We start from the raw sequence: 18,256 nt of genomic DNA on the forward strand, positions 1-18,256 counted from the left end.
TTACGCGCTTTCCTGAAAGAGGCGATCCTCCTCATCCGGCCCGCCCATGGAGAGATCGAGGGCAAAGCCCTTGGCTCTCGCCTGCTGAGCAGCAACCGTCTGAGACGACGTCGGTGTACGGGGTTTTGCCGGTGCAGCCGTCCGGGCTGGCGCCGCGCGTGCGGCAGTTGCCCGGCCCGGAGAAGCTGGTTTTCTTGCGCCAGCACCAGTGCTATCGACCTTGAAGAAGGCGATGGAAGCCTGAAGTTCCTCAGCCTGAGCAGCCAGCTCTTCCGAGGTCGCCGACATTTCTTCAGAAGCGCCCGCATTCTGCTGCGTCACCTTGTCGAGCTGCTGGATCGCCTCGTTGATCTGGCTGGCGCCGATATCCTGCTCACGGCATGCCGCCGAGATCTCGGAAATCAGTTCCGCTGTCTTGCGGATATCAGGGACCAGCCGGGTCAGCATTTCACCGGCTTCCGTTGCCACCTGTACCGTCTGACCCGATAGCGTGCTGATTTCAGCCGCTGCTGCCTGACTGCGTTCGGCAAGCTTGCGCACTTCGGAGGCAACCACAGCAAAGCCCTTGCCATGCTCACCGGCACGGGCGGCTTCAACTGCCGCATTCAAGGCCAGAAGGTCGGTCTGACGAGCAATTTCCTGGACGATCGAGATCTTCTCGGCAATCGTGCGCATCGCACCGACCGCACGGTTCACCGCTTCGCCAGAGGCTTCCGCATCCTTGGAGGACTGGCGGGCGATCTTTTCAGTCTGGGCGGCATTGTCGGCATTCTGCTTGATATTGGCTGCCATCTCTTCCATCGAAGCGGAGGCTTCTTCAGCAGACGACGCCTGTTCCGTCGCGCCCTGGCTGACCTGCTCGGAGGCAGACGACAGCTGCTGGCTACCCGAAGACACATTGTCGGACGCCGACAGCGCGTCGCCAACCACGCCGCGAAGGCGCTCCACCATCAACTGCAATGACTGACCAAGTGTGTCCTTGTCGGACAGGGATTTCGGCGTCACCGTCAAATTACCATCGGCAATCTGATTGGCGACCGCTGCCGTTTCCCTGAGGTTCCCGGTCATGATCTTGACGCTTTCGACGACATCGCGGATTTCATCATTGGTCCTGATGTCGATATCCTGACCGAGATCGCCGAGGGCAACGGCATCTGCAACGGTCTTGATTTTCTTCAGGCCTGAGCTGATGCTCAAAGCGATCCAGATAGCGGCGATAAACGCCACAAGCATGGCTACAGCAGCAATGCCTATCATCAGCGTTTTCGTCTGCTCATAGAGAAGGTCCGAGTCATTGTCGGCCTTGGTCATTGCCTTCTTCTGGATATCGATAAGTTTTGTGACAGCCTCTCCCATTTTTGCTGCATTCTCTCGGATGGCTCCGTTCGACAACGCAATCGCACCATCGTTATCACCAGCAGCCTGCATAGCGGGAAGACGGCTCGAAGCCTGCTTGAACATTGTAGCAGTTTCAATCAATGCTTCCCAGTATGGCTTGCCTTCAACACTGGCAATGCTCCTACCAGAATCAGCAAGTTTAAGCATATCTTCAATGTTTTGAGTCGCAGCCTGATAATATTTATTAATATCATCTGCTTCTTTAGACAGTAGCGCGTTTTTCTGGGCGCGGATTGTCTCCGAAATCTCAGTTGATGCAGATAGCGCAAGTTCAAGACGCTTGGCCGGACCGGCGATAATATCGGAACTGGCCTGATTGATTGTCGAAAGGCTTGTAATCCCATAAAAGGCCATGACACCCAGCATGATGATCATCAAGCCAAACGTTACGGCCAGTTTAAGTTTGATCGTGAATCGCATGTTAGTCCCCCAGATATTCCCATGTATTTAGGCGTGGTAGGACAGCCAATTTCTTGCCTGTCCCGGTCTTTGTTGTGGGCCGGTTTCACGCCTGTTGGCGGAAGTCGTGATCTTCGTCATCCGGTCCGCCCATGGAGAGGTCGAGAGCAAAACCCTTGGCCCTCGCCTGCTGAGCGGAAACGGTCTGTCCTGCTGACGGCCTGCGCACAACAGCCGCCGCTGTCGTAATTTTGGCCGGTTTTGCAGGCTGCGACGTATAGTTTTGGGCCGCCTTCTTCTGCGCCTTCAGTCCATCAACCTTGAAGAAGGCGATGGAAGCCTGGAGTTCTTCGGCCTGAGCGGCCAGTTCTTCCGAGGTCGCCGACATTTCTTCCGAGGCACCCGCATTCTGCTGCGTCACCTTGTCGAGCTGCTGGATCGCCTCATTGATCTGGCTGGCGCCGATATCCTGCTCGCGGCACGCTGCCGAGATCTCGGAAATCAGATCCGCTGTCTTTCTGATGTCAGGAACCAACCGGCCGAGCATTTCACCGGCTTCCGTTGCCACCTGTACCGTCTGGCCCGACAGCGTGCTGATTTCAGCCGCTGCCGCCTGGCTGCGCTCGGCAAGCTTGCGCACTTCGGAGGCAACCACTGCAAAGCCCTTGCCATGCTCACCGGCGCGGGCGGCTTCAACCGCCGCATTCAAGGCCAGAAGATCGGTCTGACGAGCGATTTCCTGGACAATCGAGATCTTCTCGGCAATTGTGCGCATCGCACCGACAGCCCGGTTTACCGCTTCGCCTGAGGCTTCCGCATCCTTGGAGGACTGGCGGGCGATCTTTTCAGTCTGGGCAGCGTTGTCAGCGTTCTGCTTGATATTGGCTGCCATCTCTTCCATCGAAGCGGAGGCTTCTTCGGCAGACGACGCCTGTTCCGTCGCGCCCTGTGACAGTTGCTCGGAACTTGAGGACAGTTCCTGGCTGCCGGAAGAGACGTTGTCAGACGCCGACAAGGCATCGGCAACAACACCCCGAAGACGCTCCACCATGCTCTGCAAGGCAAGGCCCAGCGTGTCAACATTGGAGCGCGGCGTCGGCGTCACCGTCAAATCGCCATTGGCAATCTTATCGGCTACACCTGTCGTTTCACGCAGATTGAGGGTCATGGATCGCATCGCGATGCCCAATGAATCCTTGCTCGAGAGGGGCGTGATATCCTGAGACAAATCACCTTCGGAGATGCGGTTTGCCAAAGCGGCAGTTGCTCGCAGGTTTTCGGTCATCCCGTTAATCGTCGTGACAAGATCCTTGATCTCGTCATTGGTTTTTACCTCAACGGTCTGGTCAAGATCACCGATGGAAACGGCATTGGCAACAGTTTCGATCTTGCGAAGCCCGGCGCTGATGCCAAAGGCAATCCATAAGGCCGCCCCAATCGCGAGAAGCGTAGCGATCCCCGCGACAACAAGAACCATGGTCTTCGTTTCGGTATAGAGATTGTCTGTATCCTCGTCCGCTTTCGACATGCCCTGCTTTTGAATTTCGACCAGTTTTGTAATGGCTTCAGCCATATTGGTCGCCAAAGCGCGCAGGTCGCCATTTGAAAGCACTATGGCATCATTCACTTTGCCGGCCGCCTGAATATCTGGCAAACGAGCCGCAGATTCTCTAAAATCCAGAGCATTCTTGATCACGGCTTCCCAGTAGGGTCTGCCCTGCTGACTTGCAATCGTAAGACCTGCCTGTGCCAAGCCGATCATATCTTTGATGTTGGCGTCGGATGTCAGATAATATGCCTTGGCTTCCGCATCATCCTTGGAAAGCAGAGCATTTTTCTGGGCGCGAATGGCTTCTGACATTTTGCCGGAAGCCGACAATGCGTATTCGAGCCGTTTAGCCGGTCCGGCGATAATATCAGAAGCGGCCTGGTTGATCGTCCCGATGCTGGAGATGCCATACAATGCGACCGCAATCAGCATGGCGATCATAAGCCCGAAAGCCAACGCAAGTTTGAGTTTTATTGTGAAGCGCATGTGCGTCATCCCTAAATTAATTTGAGAAGCAAGCCCGTGCCGAACAACATCATTCGTTCGAAGCGGGTAAGGTCCGGCTCGGCGCACATACATGCCTGTCGGGTGCCATCGGGCCGCTAATCGGCCCGGTGCGAAATCGAATATGAGCCTAGGTCAGGCTGTCTGGCGAAAATCCAGATCCTCCTCATCCGGCCCGCCCATGGAGAGATCGAGGGCAAAGCCCTTGGCTCTCGCCTGCTGAGCAGCAACCGTCTGAGACGACGTCGGTGTACGGGATTTTGCCGGTGCAGCCGTCCGGGCTGGCGCTGCGCGAGCAGCAACGGCACGGGTCTGTTGTGCGGGCTTCTTCTGATGCGCACCATCGACCTTGAAGAAGGCGATGGAGGTTTGCAGTTCCTCGGCCTGAGCGGCCAGTTCTTCAGAGGTCGCCGACATTTCTTCAGAAGCACCCGCATTCTGCTGCGTCACCTTGTCGAGCTGCTGGATCGCCTCGTTGATCTGGCTGGCGCCGATATCCTGCTCACGGCAAGCCGCCGAGATCTCGGAAATCAGTTCCGCTGTCTTGCGGATATCAGGGACCAGCCGGGTCAGCATTTCACCGGCTTCCGTTGCCACCTGTACCGTCTGACCCGATAGCGTGCTGATTTCAGCCGCTGCCGCCTGGCTGCGTTCGGCAAGCTTGCGCACTTCGGAGGCAACCACTGCAAAGCCCTTGCCATGCTCACCCGCACGGGCGGCTTCAACCGCCGCATTCAAGGCCAGAAGGTCGGTCTGACGAGCGATTTCCTGGACGATCGAGATCTTCTCGGCAATCGTACGCATCGCACCGACAGCCCGGTTCACCGCTTCGCCGGAGGTTTCCGCATCCTTGGAGGACTGGCGGGCAATCTTTTCGGTCTGGGCGGCATTATCGGCATTCTGCTTGATATTGGCTGCCATCTCTTCCATCGAGGCGGAGGCTTCTTCGGCAGACGATGCCTGTTCCGTCGCGCCCTGGCTGACCTGCTCGGAGGCAGACGACAGCTGCTGGCTACCCGAAGACACATTGTCGGACGCCGACAGCGCATCGCCAACCACGCCGCGAAGACGCTCGATCATCGTGTTGACATATTGCAGCAGGTCGCCAATTTCATCGCGTGAGCGAATATCGGCAAATTGCGTGAGATCGCCATCGGCAACCTTGCGGACCGACGCCACGGCCTGGCCGAGACCGCGGGTAATACTGATAACGATCCACAATGCGGCAAGAATGGCGACAAGGGTCGCGCCAATTGCCAGACTGACCAGGATAAGGCGTGCATTGGCATATTCGGCATCGCCAGCATCATCTGCCTCCTTCAGCCGCGTTTGCTCAAGCGTGATGATCCTGGAGATCATCTCGTCGATATTGTTGGTCGTCACGCGGTTTTCGCCGGTCGAAACCTTCAGGGCACCCGTAGTGTCACCACTCAAAGCCAACGATTGGATGACGTCGTCCTGCTTGCGGAAATCCGCTTCCAGGGCAGCCAGCTTGTTCCAGGTCACCTTACCTTCTTCCGTCGCCTTGGCAGTGACAGCGGCAAAAGCCGTGTCGAAATTATTACGGGCTTCCTTGATTCTTCCGATGATCGCACGGCCCTCATCAGCCGATTGCGAGAGCAGCAGGTTTTTCTGCTGGCGGATCTGCTGAAGTTGTTCAACCTCAAGCTCCTGCGCCAGTTTCAGGCGATCAACGGGACCTGCCAGAACATCGCCCATGGCCGTATTCAAGGAGTTGAGGCTTGAAATGCCCAGAATGGAGCTTCCAACCAGCAGGGCGACGACAATGCCGAAAGCCAACCCCAGCTTTAGTTTGATGGTAAATCGCATAACAGACCTCAATTTGTTGCCAGACCAGCCGTGGGAGCGGCGATCCGGTCACTTGTACTGGAGAAAATTGCCTGGAGATTGGGGAGAATGATGAACTCTCCATCCCGCTTGACCAGGCATTCAATGAAGTCGGGACGCCATCGCATTCCGACGCTGGGGGGCGGTTCGCTGGCGGAGTGCGCCAAGGTCGTGACTTCGAACACCCGGTCCGTGCGAATGCCGGTCAGGGTGGTTTCACCATCAAGATCGAGCTCGATGACGATGATACGGCTGTCGATGGTCGGCTCCGTCGCTTCCATGCCGAAGGCCAGCCGGATATCGGCCAGTGGAATGACCTTGCCGCGGAAATTGATGACGCTGGAGACGAAAGGCTTTGCGCCGGGCACCTTGGTTTCCGGCAGGAGATCAATGATCTCCTGCACGGTGATGGCCTCAATCGCAAACGTCTCACCGTTCAGATTAAATGTCAGCACGGCGACTTCGTCGCGGTCCGCCCAGAAATGCTGGAAATCATGTTTGCCGGGTACGATGCTCATCCTGCTACACGCAATTGCGCCTCCTGCTGTTGGCCTGCGTTGACCAGATGCGTCACATCCAGGATCAGCGCGACACTGCCGTCACCCAGAATGGTCGCACCCGAGAAAGTCACGACGTCGTGGTGGAGCTTGGACATGGATTTGATGACGGTCTGGTGATCGCCAATGATCTGGTCGACCACCAGGCCGACGCGCTCATCACCGGTCGAGATCACCACGACCTTCTGGAACGGATCAGGCTGCGTTCCCGTGCGGAACAGATCCCTGAGCCTGAGGAAAGGAACCAGACTGTCGCGCAGCGAAATGAAACTGCGGCCCCTGGAGCGCAGATCGTCCTCGATCGACAGTTCCAGGCATTCCTCTACCGCCGACAGAGGAATAACGTAGCAGCCGGTACCGACGCGCACCAAAAGACCGTCAATGATCGCCAGCGTCAGCGGAATGCGCAGGGAGACTTCCGAGCCCTTGCCGTTTTCACTGCGGATGTCGATCACCCCGCGCAGGGCCTCGACGGTTTTCTTCACCACATCCATGCCGACGCCACGCCCGGAAAGATTGGTGATCGTTTGTGCGGTAGAAAAGCCCGGCTGGAAGATCAGCTGCAACAATTCCTGGTCCATCAACTGCTGGCCCGGCTGGATCAGCCCTGAGGATTCCGCCTTGGCCCGGACCCGGTCACGGTTGATGCCACGGCCATCGTCCTTGATGGTGATGATCACTTCGCCGCCGGACTGATGGGCTGACAGCACCACCTTGCCGGCTTTGTTCTTGCCCGCCGCCAGACGTTCTTCCGGCGGTTCGAGCCCGTGGTCGATGGAATTGCGCACCAGATGCACCAGTGGATCGGCCAGCCGCTCGATAACGGTCTTGTCCACTTCCGTGGTTTCGCCTTCCGTCTCCAGCTCGATGACCTTGCCGGTCTCGCGAGCGAGATCGTGGACAAGGCGACGGAAGCGGGTGAAAAGGCTGCCAACCGGCACCATGCGCAGCACCATCATCGTGTCGCGCAGCTCACCGGAGAGCCGCTCGACATCTTCAGAAACGGATCGCAGCATGATGTCAGCGCTGGTATTGGCCAGCTGCGACAGGCGGGACTGGGCAATCACCAATTCGCCGACCCTGTCCATCAATTCGTCCAGCCGCTCGGCCGGAACGCGGACATTTTCAGCGGCACGGCCATGCTTGGCGTCATTGGAACCAGTCTGAGCAGCGGCAGGTGTCGCGGCCTGAGCCTGGCTTGGCGGCTGCTTGTTGTCAGGTGTCACCGGCGCGGCAACGGCCTGTTCGACTTGATCATCGGCGACAATGGTCTCGGAAGAGACAGCGGTCGCATCCTCAGTCAGTTCGAGATCCATGTCATCCATGACGAAGATGAAGACATCCTCGATATCCGACTTCGGCTTTTCGGTAACAAGCTCCACGCTCCAGCCGATATAAAGATCGGCAGGTGAAATCTCCTCAAGGCCCGGGATAGCGCTCAAATCCGCTTTAACGGTGCATTTTCCAAGGTCGCGAAGCTCATTCAGAAGGCCGAGTGGATTGGTGCCATTGACCATGGAATTGGCTGGGAGGCGGAATTTCATCCGCCATGTCGTCGTCGCCGACCGGGCTGCCGGCTGCGGCTTGGCTGCTCCGCCATTGCCGGGCTTTGCAGCCGGGACCGCATGCGCATTGCCACCATGGTCGCCGACCGCGTCCTGCAACTTGGCCAGCAGATGCTCTCCAGCGGCTTCATGATCGCCATTGGGTGTAGCAACCAGTGCCTTCATATGGTCCTGGGCGTCGAGAACAGCTGCCACAAGCTCGGCGGTTGCCGGTACTTCACCTTTGCGGACACGGTCGAAAGCGGTTTCGCAATGGTGGGTGAAAGCGGCCAGAGCCTCGAAGCCAAACATGGCTCCGGATCCCTTCAGGGTATGAAGACCGCGGAATACCGAGTCGATCTGATCTTGATTGGACAGGTCATGCAACAGGTCGAGCAGGCCGTTTTCGATCTGCTCGAACAGCTCTGCTGCTTCTGTCCTGAAAACCTGAATGGGATCCAGATTTGTCATTTGCCGAGAACCTTTCTAGCAATTTTCACCAGCTGTTCGGCATCGAACGGCTTGGTAATCCAGCCGGTCGCACCAGCGGCCTTGGCCCTGTTCTTCATGTCGGCGTCGGATTCTGTTGTCAGGAAGATGATCGGAATACCCGTATGGGCCGGAGACCGGCGCAGAGCCTCGATCATCGCCAAACCGTTCATGTTAGGCATGTTGAGGTCGGTAACGATCAGATCGAACTGCGATGACTTGGCCTTGTTCAGACCATCCAATCCATCGACGGCTTCGGTCACCTTGTAGCCGGCATTGGTCAAGGCGATCTTCGTTGTCATGCGGATGCTGGCGGAATCGTCAACGGTGAGAATATGGGCACTCATGGCATTACCTTTCATGTAACCAGAAAAATCGAGCGGACGGATCCATGTCGGTCAAGAAGCCACTGCGCTCCAGCGTGGACAGAACACCACCAACCGCAGCGCTTTGCAGCGTGAGGTCCTGGCCATTCGTTTGCGCAGACATGCGCGCCGCTTCAATCAATTGAATAAAACTCAGGTCAACCTCCGCGTCCGCGGGGATGTCGATAACGACGGCCTGACCAGCCGAAAGGCCCGTCAGAAGCTGGTCACGGGTGGTCTGCACAGTGCGAATGGTCAGCGCCTGTGGCAAGGCAATGGTCTCATGCGGCAATGTTTGCGTTATCATCGTCATTCCCGTCCCGCTGGCTGGGGTGTTGATCGGTATTTCGTCTGCTTGTGGAGGCAAAGGGCGTTTTCAGGTTGGGCGGCATCTAGCGACGGCGCCCCTTTCATGTGGATCCTCATATCTGTCTCACGCGCTCCCATGACCGAGGCGATCTTTGGCCATTGCCGCTCGAAAGCCTCGACGCAGGCAGGATCGAAATGACGACCCTTTTCGCACCTGATGTGATCCAGCGCGTCTTGCAGCGACCAGGCCGGCTTGTAGGCACGGGGCGAGCACAAAGCGTCGAACACGTCCGCGAGCGCGACAATGCGCGCTTCCAGCGGAATTTCCCGCCCAGACAATCCCTTGGGATAGCCCGTTCCATCCCATTTCTCATGATGACCGCCAGCAATCCGCTCGGCGACCCGCAAGAGATCGGAGGTCCCGTTCTCCAGAATCTTGACGCCGATATCGACATGCCTGCGCATCATGTCCCGTTCGCTGTCGGTCAACCGACCGGGCTTGGACAGAACACCATCGGGAATACCGATCTTGCCGACATCGTGCAGCGGAGCCGCCAGATAGATCTTGCGCTGCCGGTCCTCGTCCAGCCCAAGATCCTGCGCCAGCAGCCTGGAGATCTGCGCCACACGCGAGACATGATCGCCGGTTTCCCCGTCGCGATATTCCATGGCTCGGGCCAGACGCCAGATCAGTTCCTCTTCGCTGGCAACAAGTGCCGCGGATTTCGCCGTCACGGCAGCAGCAAGACCATCAGCCCGCAACGACAGTTCCACCTGGGCACGCCGCAGGCTCAAAAGGTTACGCGCACGGGCCTTCAGCTCAACCGGATCGGCGGATTTACGCAAAAAATCCGTCGCCCCGGCTTCCAGTGCATTCAAGCAGATCGCCGTTTCGGTTTCCGAAGTGATCATCAAAATCGGCACCAGCTCATAGTTTGGCATGGCCCGCAAAGCGGTAATCACCTCGATACCCGAGCGCTTTGGCATATTGTAATCCACCAGCACCAGGTCGAATTGCCGGGTCTCACAAACGCGAATTGCGTCCTCGGGATCGGCGAAGGTCTCCACCTCCAGACCCGTAATTTCAAGGAGTTCCAGACGCAGTGCCAGCAATGTGGATCGGCTGTCGTCTATCACAACGGCATGCAAGGGAAGCTCCATTCCGCCATGACGGCTTGGACAGGCAAGGTGACATGCGCATGTTCCCATGCGATGTGACAAGCCATCTCAAGCACTGTTAATATCTGTGAATTTTTTGGGACCATTCCGCATCATGCGGGGAGCGAATTCTGGAACATCGTGGCAAAGCCATCAATATTTCCAGGTTTCTGAAACGAATTCTCACGTTAGTAAGTTAAGATAGAGCTAACACTGTTAGGCCACAACTATATTTAATTGATAGCTCTAATAAGCCATAGGATTTTGGGGTTTATTAACGCGTTGTTTTCGTTGATTCATCCCATATTTTTTTGACAAAAAACAACCAATGGGCGTAAAAAACTTCCTGCCGTCAATAGATCAAATGCCCCGAAAACAGACAGGATCAGACCCGCCAATTTTGGCATACCATATTTTGCATCAACCACCTGCATCATCGGTGAGCCAGCGAATCACGCCAACCGCCACCGCACGCCCGGTGGCAAGACAGGCGGTCAACAAATAGCCACCGGTTGGCGCTTCCCAGTCCAGCATTTCGCCAGCGACGAACAGGCCAGGCCGGTCCACCAACATGTAACTGTTGTCGATCCCACTCCAGTCGATGCCACCTGCTGAGGAAATCGCTTCCGCCAGCGGTCTTGGCCGCAGCAACGGCACCGGCAAAGCCTTGATGAGACCCGCAAGCGACTTGGCATCCCGGGTGGCGATATCGGGCATCACCTCCCGCAACAGCGCCGCCTTGACGCCATCCAGCGAGGACGCCTTGCGAAGCCTGGTCGAGAAGCTGGCCTTTGCGGGTTGACGGGCGAGATCCTCCACCAGTTTTTCAAGCCGCTTGCCTGGTGCAAGATCGAGCAGAAGCTCTGCCTTGCCATGATGGTGAAGATCATCGCGCAGGGCTGCCGCATGGGCATAGACCAGGCTGCCCTCGATACCATGCCGGGAAATGACGAATTCGCCCTGACTCTGACCCGACGTAGACGTGGCGACAACCGATTTGATCGGCTGACCGGCAAACCTTTCACGGAACACATCGCTCCAGGCGACGTCGAAGCCGCAATTGGCAGGCTTGAAATCCGTGACCGCAACGCCGATGTCCCGTAGCCACGGCACCCAGGAAGCATCCGAACCTAACCGTGGCCAACTTGCCCCACCCAGCGCCAACACCACGGCATCTGCCATAACAGTGACATCGCCATCCGGCGTTGCAAACCGATAGCCATTTTTGGAAAAGCCGGTCCAGCGATGCCGGGTGCGGATCATCACGCCCCGATCCTGCAATGCCTTGATCCAGGCCCGAAGCAGTGGCGAGGCCTTCATTGCCTTTGGAAAGACCCGGCCCGAAGAGCCGATGAAGGTCTCCGTTCCAAGATCAGCCGCCCAGGCGCGCACATCATCCGGCGTAAAATCATCGAGAGCTGCCTTTAAATGGCCTCCTGCCTTCCCGAAGCGGCTCGAAAACCGCGCATACTCTTCGGAATGGGTGATATTCAGCCCGGATTTGCCGGCCAGAAGAAATTTCCGGGCCAGGGTCGGCATCGCCTCGTAGATCGTTACGGTCAAACCAGCCCGCGAAAGACAATCAGCCGCCATCAGGCCCGCAGGCCCCCCGCCGATGATCGCAACTGTCTTGCCTGTCATGCCCGTCCCTTGCTTTCGAATATCAGGCGTTTTTGGGCAAAGCACAGGTTAAAAGCAAGCGGAACCCTCAACCGATTGCCATCAGGCTGGCATTGCCTCCGGCGGCAGCCGTATTGGTGGACACCGAAACCTCCTCGACCAGCCAGTTTAGGCAATAGGCATCATCAACACCAGGTTTCTTAGCTAGCTCATCACTTGAAGCCGCCTGGGTCAAGACCAGCGGGCCAGGCAGTGCGGCGATTGCTTTTACCTGCTCGATGATCTGCTCACCCTCCCCTTCCAGCAATGCGCCTGCGAACGGACCAGCCTCAGCCCAGTCTGACCTTGCGACAAAGCGGATACGGGCAAGCATCCTATCCGGCAGGCTCGCAAGCCCATCATGAACGCCCGCGCTTGTATCGACCATCATGCTGTTGCCCGTCGCCAGAGCGCTGGCCACTTGCCGGTAAAGCCCCTGCCTGGTGCGGGGCAGCAGCAGAATAGTGCCACGCGAATGCAACACATAAAGGTTGCGTTCGCCGACTGGCCCAGGCAGATCCTGAACCAACCCGACAGCGGAATGGCTTCCGAGGCTGCGCGCTGCCTCAGCCGCTGCCGTTTCACCCTGCTCGTCAAGCCATTTGGCAAAATCCAGCAGGCCCGGATCGACATGAACCGAACTATGCTGTGGCGGCACCGGCGGCTTTTCAACCAGACGGCCCAGGTAGAGCGGCCCGCCAGCCTTCGGCCCGGTGCCGGAAAGGCCACGGCCACCGAACGGCTGTACGCCCACCACCGCACCAATGACATTGCGGTTGATGTAGAGATTGCCCGCCTTCACCCTGGATGTCACATGGGCAATGGTCTCATCCAGCCGTGTATGCAGGCCGAAGGTCAGGCCATAGCCGGTGGCATTGATCTGGTCGATCAGACGATCGAGATCGTTGCGCCGGTAGCGCAGCACATGCAGGACCGGCCCAAATACTTCCCGCTCAAGATCGGACAATGCGCCGATCTCGATGATGGTCGGTGCAACGAAGGTGCCGTGATCGGTACCCTCGCCTGCGCCGATCTGCTCCACCGCCTTGCCCTTGGCGCGCATGGCGTCAATATGCGCCTCGATCACGCCCTTGGCCTCGGCGGTAATCACCGGGCCGATATCCGTGGACAGCCGGTCGGTGCGGCCCAAGGTCAGTTCATGCAGTGCGCCTTTCAGCATGGCAAGAATGCGATCCGCCACCTCCTCCTGAAGGCACAGAACCCTGAGCGCCGAACACCGCTGACCGGCGCTGTCGAAGGCAGACGCAATCACATCCGCCACCACCTGTTCGGCAAGCGCCGAGGAATCGACGATCATCGCGTTCTGTCCGCCGGTCTCGGCAATCAGCGGGATCGGCTTGCCATTGGCCAGCAAACGCCCGGCAAGCTCGCTCTGGATCAGCTTGGCGACCTCGGTCGAGCCGGTAAACATCACGCCCGCCACCTGCGGCGAGGCAACCAGCGCCGCCCCGATCCGCCCGTCGCCTGGCAGAAGCTGGAGGGCGGCACCGGGGACACCCGCCTGATGCAGGAGGCGCACGGCCTCAGCGGCAATCAGCGGTGTTTCCTCGGCGGGCTTGGCCAGAACCGGATTGCCTGCCACCAGCGCTGCCGCCACCTGTCCGGTGAAAATCGCCAGCGGAAAATTCCAGGGGCTGATGCAGACAATCGGCCCCAGCGGCGCATGTACCGGTCCCAGGGTGCGACGCGCTTGCTCGGCGTAGTAGCGCAGAAAGTCGATGGCCTCGCGCACTTCGGCAATCGCATTGGCCGCCGATTTGCCCGCCTCGCGCATGATCAGCCCCAGTAGAACCGGCAACCGCGCCTGCATCAGGTCGGCAGCCTCGTCCAGCATCCGCGCCCGCTCCAAAGGCACCGTCTGCGCCCAGGTATGCGCATGAAGCGCGGCATCGGCCACCGCCTGGCGAGCCTCTTCCTCGGTTGCTTCCCTGATACTGCCGACCACATCACGGTGGTCGCCGGGATTAACGACGGGACGGACAGGCCCGGCACTTGTCCCCGCGATCAAAGCGGGCACCGCATCCCAAGACCCGAGAGCGGTTTGGCGCAGGGTCTCGCCAAGCGCCTGCAACACAGCTTCATTGGTAAGATCAAGGCCTGCGGAGTTTTTACGGCCTTCGAAAAGATCGGCGGGCAAGGCAATCCTGTCATGCTTTGCACCCGGCTGCGCCATGGCGAGCACGGTTTCGGTCGGATCGGCAATCAACTCGTCCACTGAGACAGTCGGATCGGCGATGCGGTTGACGAAGGAAGAATTGGCGCCATTTTCCAACAGGCGGCGCACCAGATAGGCCAGCAGCGTCTCATGCGTGCCCACAGGCGCGTAGATCCGGCAGGGGCGATCCAGCTTCGCTTTGCCCACGACTTCGTCGTAGAGCGGCTCTCCCATGCCATGCAGGCACTGAAACTCGTAGGAACCGGTTTTGAAATCCGGACCGGCCAGATGATAGATCGCCGCCAGCGTCTGGGCATTGTGGGTGGCAAATTGCGGAAAGATCGCATCCCGCGCCGCCAGCAGCTTTTTGGCGCAGGCGATATAGGACACGTCGGTGTGAACCTTGCGGGTATAGACCGGAAAATCCTCCAGCCCATCGACCTGCGCCCGCTTGATCTCGGCATCCCAATAGGCCCCCTTGACCAGCCGCACCATGATCCGGCGCTCAGCACGGTGGGCAAGATCAATGATGAAATCCAACACGAAGGGGCAGCGCTTGCCATAGGCCTGCACCACGAAGCCCATGCCATCCCAGCCCGACAAGGCGGGATCGAGGCAGAGGTCTTCCAGCAGATCCAGCGAGAGTTCCAGCCGGTCGGCCTCTTCGGCATCGATATTGAGGCCAATATCATACTGCTTGGCCAGCAGCGCCAGCGCTTTGACCTGTGGCAGCAATTCGCTCATCACCCGCTCGGCCTTGGTGCGGCTGTAGCGAGGATGCAGGGCTGACAGCTTGATGGAAATGCCCGGACCATCATAAATGCCGCGCCCCGCCGAAGCCTTGCCGATGGCATGGATGGCCTGCTGATAATCCCGGAAATACCGCGCCGCATCGCCAGCCGTGGTCGCTGCCTCGCCCAGCATGTCGTAGGAATAGCGAAAGCCCCTGTCTTCCAGCGGGCGGGCGCGTTTCAGCGCCTCCTCGATGGTTTCGCCGGTGACAAACTGCTCCCCCATCATCCGCATGGCCATATCGACACCCCGGCGAATGACCGGCTCACCACACCGGGCAATCAGCCGGGTCAAAGCTGCCGAAAGACCGCGATCATTGACGGTCGAGGTCAGCTTGCCAGTCACCACCAGTCCCCAGGTGGCCGCATTGACGAACAGCGACCGGCCACCGCCAAGATGGGCTTTCCAATCCCCCTTGGCAATCTTGTCGCGGATCAGCGCATCACGGGTGGCGTGGTCGGGAATGCGCAGCAGCGCTTCGGCGAGGCACATCAGTGCCACCCCTTCCTGGCTGGACAGCGAATATTCATGCACCAGCCCTTCAACGCCGCTGCCCCTGTGCTTGGCGCGCAGGGCTTCGATCAATGTGCGGGCGGTATCCTCAACGGCCCGGCGCATCGCATCCGGCAAGCGTGCGGCCTCCAGCAGCGGTGCCAGGCATTCCGGTTCTGGGCGGCGATAGGCAGCCGTAATCGCCTGGCGCAAAGGGCTTGGTTGACGCAGCGGCGGCGCGAAAGCGGCAAAGATTGGATCTGGAGAGGATGAAACGGCCTGCGATGCGACGGAAACGGTCTGGTTCATCACTGTTATCCTGGCTCGATGGAGATTTTTGCAATGACCGGATCATACCATGGGGCCAATAAAATCAGCGAACTTGAATTCAAGGCCAATCTAGGTAAATTCTCTAAAAAACCGCAGTTTTTCAGGAAATATGATGGCAAAAATTGAATCGGACAGTGGGATCGACCAATTCGACATGAAAATTGTCGAGGCGCTGTCGCAGGATGGCCGCATGTCGATTACCGACTTGTCCGAACGGGTCGGACTGTCGAAAACACCCTGCCAGGTGCGACTGAAACGGCTGATGGACGAAGGCTATATTCTCGGCTTCCGCGCCGTGCTGGATGCCCGCAAATTCGGCCTTGATCACATCGCCTTCGCCGAAGTGAAGCTGTCCGACACCCGTGAAACGGCATTGACGGAATTCAACGCGGCGGTCCGCAAGATCCGGGAAGTGGAGGAGTGCCATATGATCGCCGGCGCCTTCGACTATCTGTTGAAGGTGCGCACCGGCGATATCCGTCGCTATCGGCAGGTTCTGGGTGAGAAGATCTCCAGCTTGCCGCATGTGGCGAGCACATCGACCTTCGTCGTCATGCAGGCGGTCAAAGAATATGGGCGGTAAACGGTTTTGTCTTGCCGACCCTGCCCATCAATGCACGGTGCCGGGCTGCGGATGGCTGTCGTCGAGAATGCGATAGACTTCGTAAAGGGCCTTGACGAGGACATCGGTGAGCGAATCGATTTCCTGGCTCAGAACCAGAGCCGCCAGATTGGAGGTTTCGATGGTCGCTTCCGGTTCAAAATCGTCAGACATAGGCCTATCCTGTTTCCCCGGGATCATCCCGGCTTTCCGTTGGCGGCGACCAACGTCATCATGACGCGAAAAGACGCCGCAACACTGTCATTTTCTGCGGAGTTCGACCGGGTCAGCCTACAGCGCCGTGCGTTTTATAAAACGCACAAAGCATGCTGTAATACTTTGATTCTGCTTCATAATTTTCTCCTTAAATCGACTCCGATTTATGGAATTATGCAGCAGGTGTGCAGTCAAACTGCCGGATCAAAGCCTAAAACCCGAGCCAGATCTCCTAGCTCTCCCTGACAACTTTAAAAGCCGTCGCTTGCGTGGGACTGGATCGTCTCCTTTTTTCTGATTAGCCGCTGTCGCGGCACCCATCGGCCTTTTCTTGCGACTCAAATCACGTCACAAAAGGCGATGTTTACCCTTCCCGGCCTACACAGCTATGAACAGGAGATCAAGAAGAGCCGGTTTCGCGCCACCGCTTTTCCGATCTCCCATGAAAATGACATCCGCCCCCTTCTGGAGGGCCAATCCGATGCTAGAGTTTGTCAGGGAAAAGTGGAGCCCGGTTTTCCCGAAAAGACAAACGAAAACAAGAGTAGCTAGAGTCTGTCTGGTTCAATCTGAACCTGACAGACTCTAGCGCCAACCACAATTGCTGGGCGTGGCGACTGGGGCAGACCTATCGCTTCAATGACGATGGCGAACCCTCCGGCACTGCGGGAAAACCGATCCTGCAAGCCATCGACGGCCAGATGCTGGACGGCGTGCTGGTCATCGTTACCCGCTGGTTCGGCGGAATTTTGCTGGGCAGTGGCGGCCTGATCCGGGCCTATGGCGGCACAGCGGCGCAATGCCTGCGGCAAGCCGAAAAGGTGGAAATCATCAACAGGACCACAAAGGCCATCCGAATCGGCTTTGCCGATCTTGCGCTGGTCAAGGCCCGGCTTACCGCTATCGCAGATCTGCTTGTCATCAAGGAGAGTTTTATCGATACCGGTGCCGAACTGATCATCGCCATCCCGGAGGAACGGCTGGACGCGACCCTCGGCATGCTCAGTGACGTGAGTGCTGGACGAGTTCAGGTGCTCAAGGACGAGATTGGCGCGCTGTAAAGCCGCACGCGCGCCGTCAACGGCGGCTATACCACCAATATAAAACCGGACGCACCAGCGAACCAAAACGGGCGAGCAGCAGGAGCGTCATTCCGAAAAAAATCTCCCGGCGGCCTTTTTGCAACTGGCGAACGATCCGCGCTGCGACGGCATCGGGGCTCCAGGGCTTGACCGTCCCCATAACCCTCTGTGCCTGAGGCGAGCGCAAGGGCAATTCTGCGGCCAGTTGCGGCGTATCGGTATCGGGCGGAAAACAGATCGCCACCGTCAGCTTCGTGCCAACCGCTTCCATGCGTAGCGAATCGGCCAGCCCGACCAGCGCCGCCTTGGAGGCGCAATAGGGACCGTAGCCATGCAGACCAATGAATGCGGCCCCAGAGGAAATCAACAGCATGGTGCCGCCCCGTGCGCTCATCCCCGCCCACAAGACTTTGATGGCGTGGATCGTTCCCATGACATTGATATCGAGTTGCTGGCGTGCATCGGCCACGTCCAAGGCTTCCATGCTGGCTGGATGCACGATACCGGCGCAGGTGATCAGCAGATTGCAGGGTCCGAAACTATCCTCAGCCGCCAGCAAGGCGACCGACAGAGCCGGATAATCCGTCACATCCGCTGCATGAAGTCCGATATGTGAAAAACAGGATTGCGGCAGGCTGTTACGGGCCGCTTCAAGCCGTGCCTGCGAACGGGCAACAAGACTGACCCTCGACCCAGCCAACAGATAGGCTTTCGCCAAGGCCAGCCCGATCCCGCTCGATCCGCCGGTAATGATCACGTGGCGCGGCGGGATGCGGCTTTTCACGCTC

13 protein-coding genes and 2 pseudogenes are annotated in these 18,256 nt (G+C 58.3%); 2 read left to right on the plus strand and 13 right to left on the minus strand.

Annotation, left to right across the window (positions count from 1 at the left end; translation table 11 throughout):
• The 11 genes and pseudogenes from FS819_RS15645 to putA form a co-directional block, all read right to left on the minus strand.
• Nucleotides 1-1,818, minus strand: coding sequence for a methyl-accepting chemotaxis protein (locus FS819_RS15645; protein ID WP_156548103.1), 1,818 nt, complete (start codon nucleotides 1,816-1,818; stop codon nucleotides 1-3).
• An 85-nt stretch (nucleotides 1,819-1,903) separates the two neighbouring features.
• Nucleotides 1,904-3,259, minus strand: a pseudogene (locus FS819_RS15650) (methyl-accepting chemotaxis protein); the annotation flags it as partial.
• 90 nt (nucleotides 3,260-3,349) lie between these two features.
• A pseudogene (locus FS819_RS15655) lies at nucleotides 3,350-3,925 on the minus strand (MCP four helix bundle domain-containing protein); the annotation flags it as partial.
• A 60-nt stretch (nucleotides 3,926-3,985) separates the two neighbouring features.
• On the minus strand, nucleotides 3,986-5,680 hold the full coding sequence (locus FS819_RS15660) for a methyl-accepting chemotaxis protein (protein WP_156548105.1): 1,695 nt from the start codon (nucleotides 5,678-5,680) through the stop codon (nucleotides 3,986-3,988).
• An 8-nt stretch (nucleotides 5,681-5,688) separates the two neighbouring features.
• Nucleotides 5,689-6,216, minus strand: coding sequence for a chemotaxis protein CheW (locus FS819_RS15665; RefSeq protein ID WP_060718778.1), 528 nt, complete (start codon nucleotides 6,214-6,216; stop codon nucleotides 5,689-5,691).
• The gene (locus FS819_RS15670; protein WP_156548106.1) at nucleotides 6,213-8,270 is read right to left on the minus strand and encodes a chemotaxis protein CheA; all 2,058 of its coding nucleotides are present in this window, start codon (nucleotides 8,268-8,270) and stop codon (nucleotides 6,213-6,215) included. The genes FS819_RS15665 and FS819_RS15670 overlap by 4 nt, the downstream gene beginning before the upstream one ends.
• Complete coding sequence (locus FS819_RS15675) at nucleotides 8,267-8,635, minus strand: response regulator (protein WP_015917544.1); 369 nt, start codon at nucleotides 8,633-8,635, stop codon at nucleotides 8,267-8,269. Before FS819_RS15675 ends, FS819_RS15670 begins: the two co-directional genes overlap by 4 nt.
• A 4-nt stretch (nucleotides 8,636-8,639) precedes the next feature.
• On the minus strand, nucleotides 8,640-8,960 hold the full coding sequence (locus FS819_RS15680; RefSeq protein WP_197434101.1) for an STAS domain-containing protein: 321 nt from the start codon (nucleotides 8,958-8,960) through the stop codon (nucleotides 8,640-8,642).
• A 2-nt stretch (nucleotides 8,961-8,962) separates the two neighbouring features.
• The gene (locus FS819_RS15685; protein ID WP_156548108.1) at nucleotides 8,963-10,111 is read right to left on the minus strand and encodes an HD domain-containing phosphohydrolase; all 1,149 of its coding nucleotides are present in this window, start codon (nucleotides 10,109-10,111) and stop codon (nucleotides 8,963-8,965) included.
• Nucleotides 10,112-10,540: 429 nt separating this feature from the next.
• Nucleotides 10,541-11,761: a TIGR03862 family flavoprotein gene (locus FS819_RS15690; protein WP_156548110.1), complete on the minus strand. Its 1,221-nt coding sequence runs from the start codon at nucleotides 11,759-11,761 to the stop codon at nucleotides 10,541-10,543.
• 67 nt (nucleotides 11,762-11,828) lie between these two features.
• Nucleotides 11,829-15,548, minus strand: a complete 3,720-nt coding sequence (putA, locus tag FS819_RS15695; RefSeq protein ID WP_156548111.1) for a trifunctional transcriptional regulator/proline dehydrogenase/L-glutamate gamma-semialdehyde dehydrogenase — start codon at nucleotides 15,546-15,548, stop codon at nucleotides 11,829-11,831.
• A 133-nt stretch (nucleotides 15,549-15,681) separates the two neighbouring features.
• On the opposite strand from putA, the gene FS819_RS15700 reads away from it, so the two are divergent.
• Entirely contained in the window at nucleotides 15,682-16,152 is a 471-nt protein-coding gene (locus FS819_RS15700) for an Lrp/AsnC family transcriptional regulator (RefSeq protein WP_156548112.1), read from the plus strand.
• 27 nt (nucleotides 16,153-16,179) lie between these two features.
• Here the strand turns inward: FS819_RS15700 and FS819_RS15705 are convergent, their stop codons facing one another.
• Complete coding sequence (locus FS819_RS15705; protein ID WP_085946601.1) at nucleotides 16,180-16,344, minus strand: hypothetical protein; 165 nt, start codon at nucleotides 16,342-16,344, stop codon at nucleotides 16,180-16,182.
• 659 nt (nucleotides 16,345-17,003) lie between these two features.
• Between FS819_RS15705 and FS819_RS15710 the strand changes: the two genes are divergently transcribed.
• Nucleotides 17,004-17,447, plus strand: coding sequence for a YigZ family protein (locus FS819_RS15710; RefSeq protein ID WP_322192642.1), 444 nt, complete (start codon nucleotides 17,004-17,006; stop codon nucleotides 17,445-17,447).
• A gap of 16 nt (nucleotides 17,448-17,463) precedes the next feature.
• Here the strand turns inward: FS819_RS15710 and FS819_RS15715 are convergent, their stop codons facing one another.
• Nucleotides 17,464-18,252, minus strand: a complete 789-nt coding sequence (locus tag FS819_RS15715; RefSeq protein WP_156548114.1) for an SDR family NAD(P)-dependent oxidoreductase — start codon at nucleotides 18,250-18,252, stop codon at nucleotides 17,464-17,466.
• Nucleotides 18,253-18,256: the final 4 nt, after the last annotated feature.

Source organism: Allorhizobium sp. Av2, from assembly GCF_021462805.2.
Lineage (GTDB): Bacteria > Pseudomonadota > Alphaproteobacteria > Rhizobiales > Rhizobiaceae > Allorhizobium > Allorhizobium vitis_G.

Bases quoted from the DNA above. Each gene is read 5' to 3' on its own strand.
- FS819_RS15645 (WP_156548103.1), bottom strand. From the start codon at position 1,818: ATGCGATTCACGATCAAACTTAAACTGGCCGTAACGTTTGGCTTGATG.
- FS819_RS15660 (WP_156548105.1), bottom strand. From the start codon at position 5,680: ATGCGATTTACCATCAAACTAAAGCTGGGGTTGGCTTTCGGCATTGTC.
- FS819_RS15665 (WP_060718778.1), bottom strand. From the start codon at position 6,216: ATGAGCATCGTACCCGGCAAACATGATTTCCAGCATTTCTGGGCGGAC.
- FS819_RS15670 (WP_156548106.1), bottom strand. From the start codon at position 8,270: ATGACAAATCTGGATCCCATTCAGGTTTTCAGGACAGAAGCAGCAGAG.
- FS819_RS15675 (WP_015917544.1), bottom strand. From the start codon at position 8,635: ATGAGTGCCCATATTCTCACCGTTGACGATTCCGCCAGCATCCGCATG.
- FS819_RS15680 (WP_197434101.1), bottom strand. From the start codon at position 8,960: ATGATAACGCAAACATTGCCGCATGAGACCATTGCCTTGCCACAGGCG.
- FS819_RS15690 (WP_156548110.1), bottom strand. From the start codon at position 11,761: ATGACAGGCAAGACAGTTGCGATCATCGGCGGGGGGCCTGCGGGCCTG.
- putA (WP_156548111.1), bottom strand. From the start codon at position 15,548: ATGAACCAGACCGTTTCCGTCGCATCGCAGGCCGTTTCATCCTCTCCA.
- FS819_RS15700 (WP_156548112.1), top strand. From the start codon at position 15,682: ATGGCAAAAATTGAATCGGACAGTGGGATCGACCAATTCGACATGAAA.
- FS819_RS15705 (WP_085946601.1), bottom strand. From the start codon at position 16,344: ATGTCTGACGATTTTGAACCGGAAGCGACCATCGAAACCTCCAATCTG.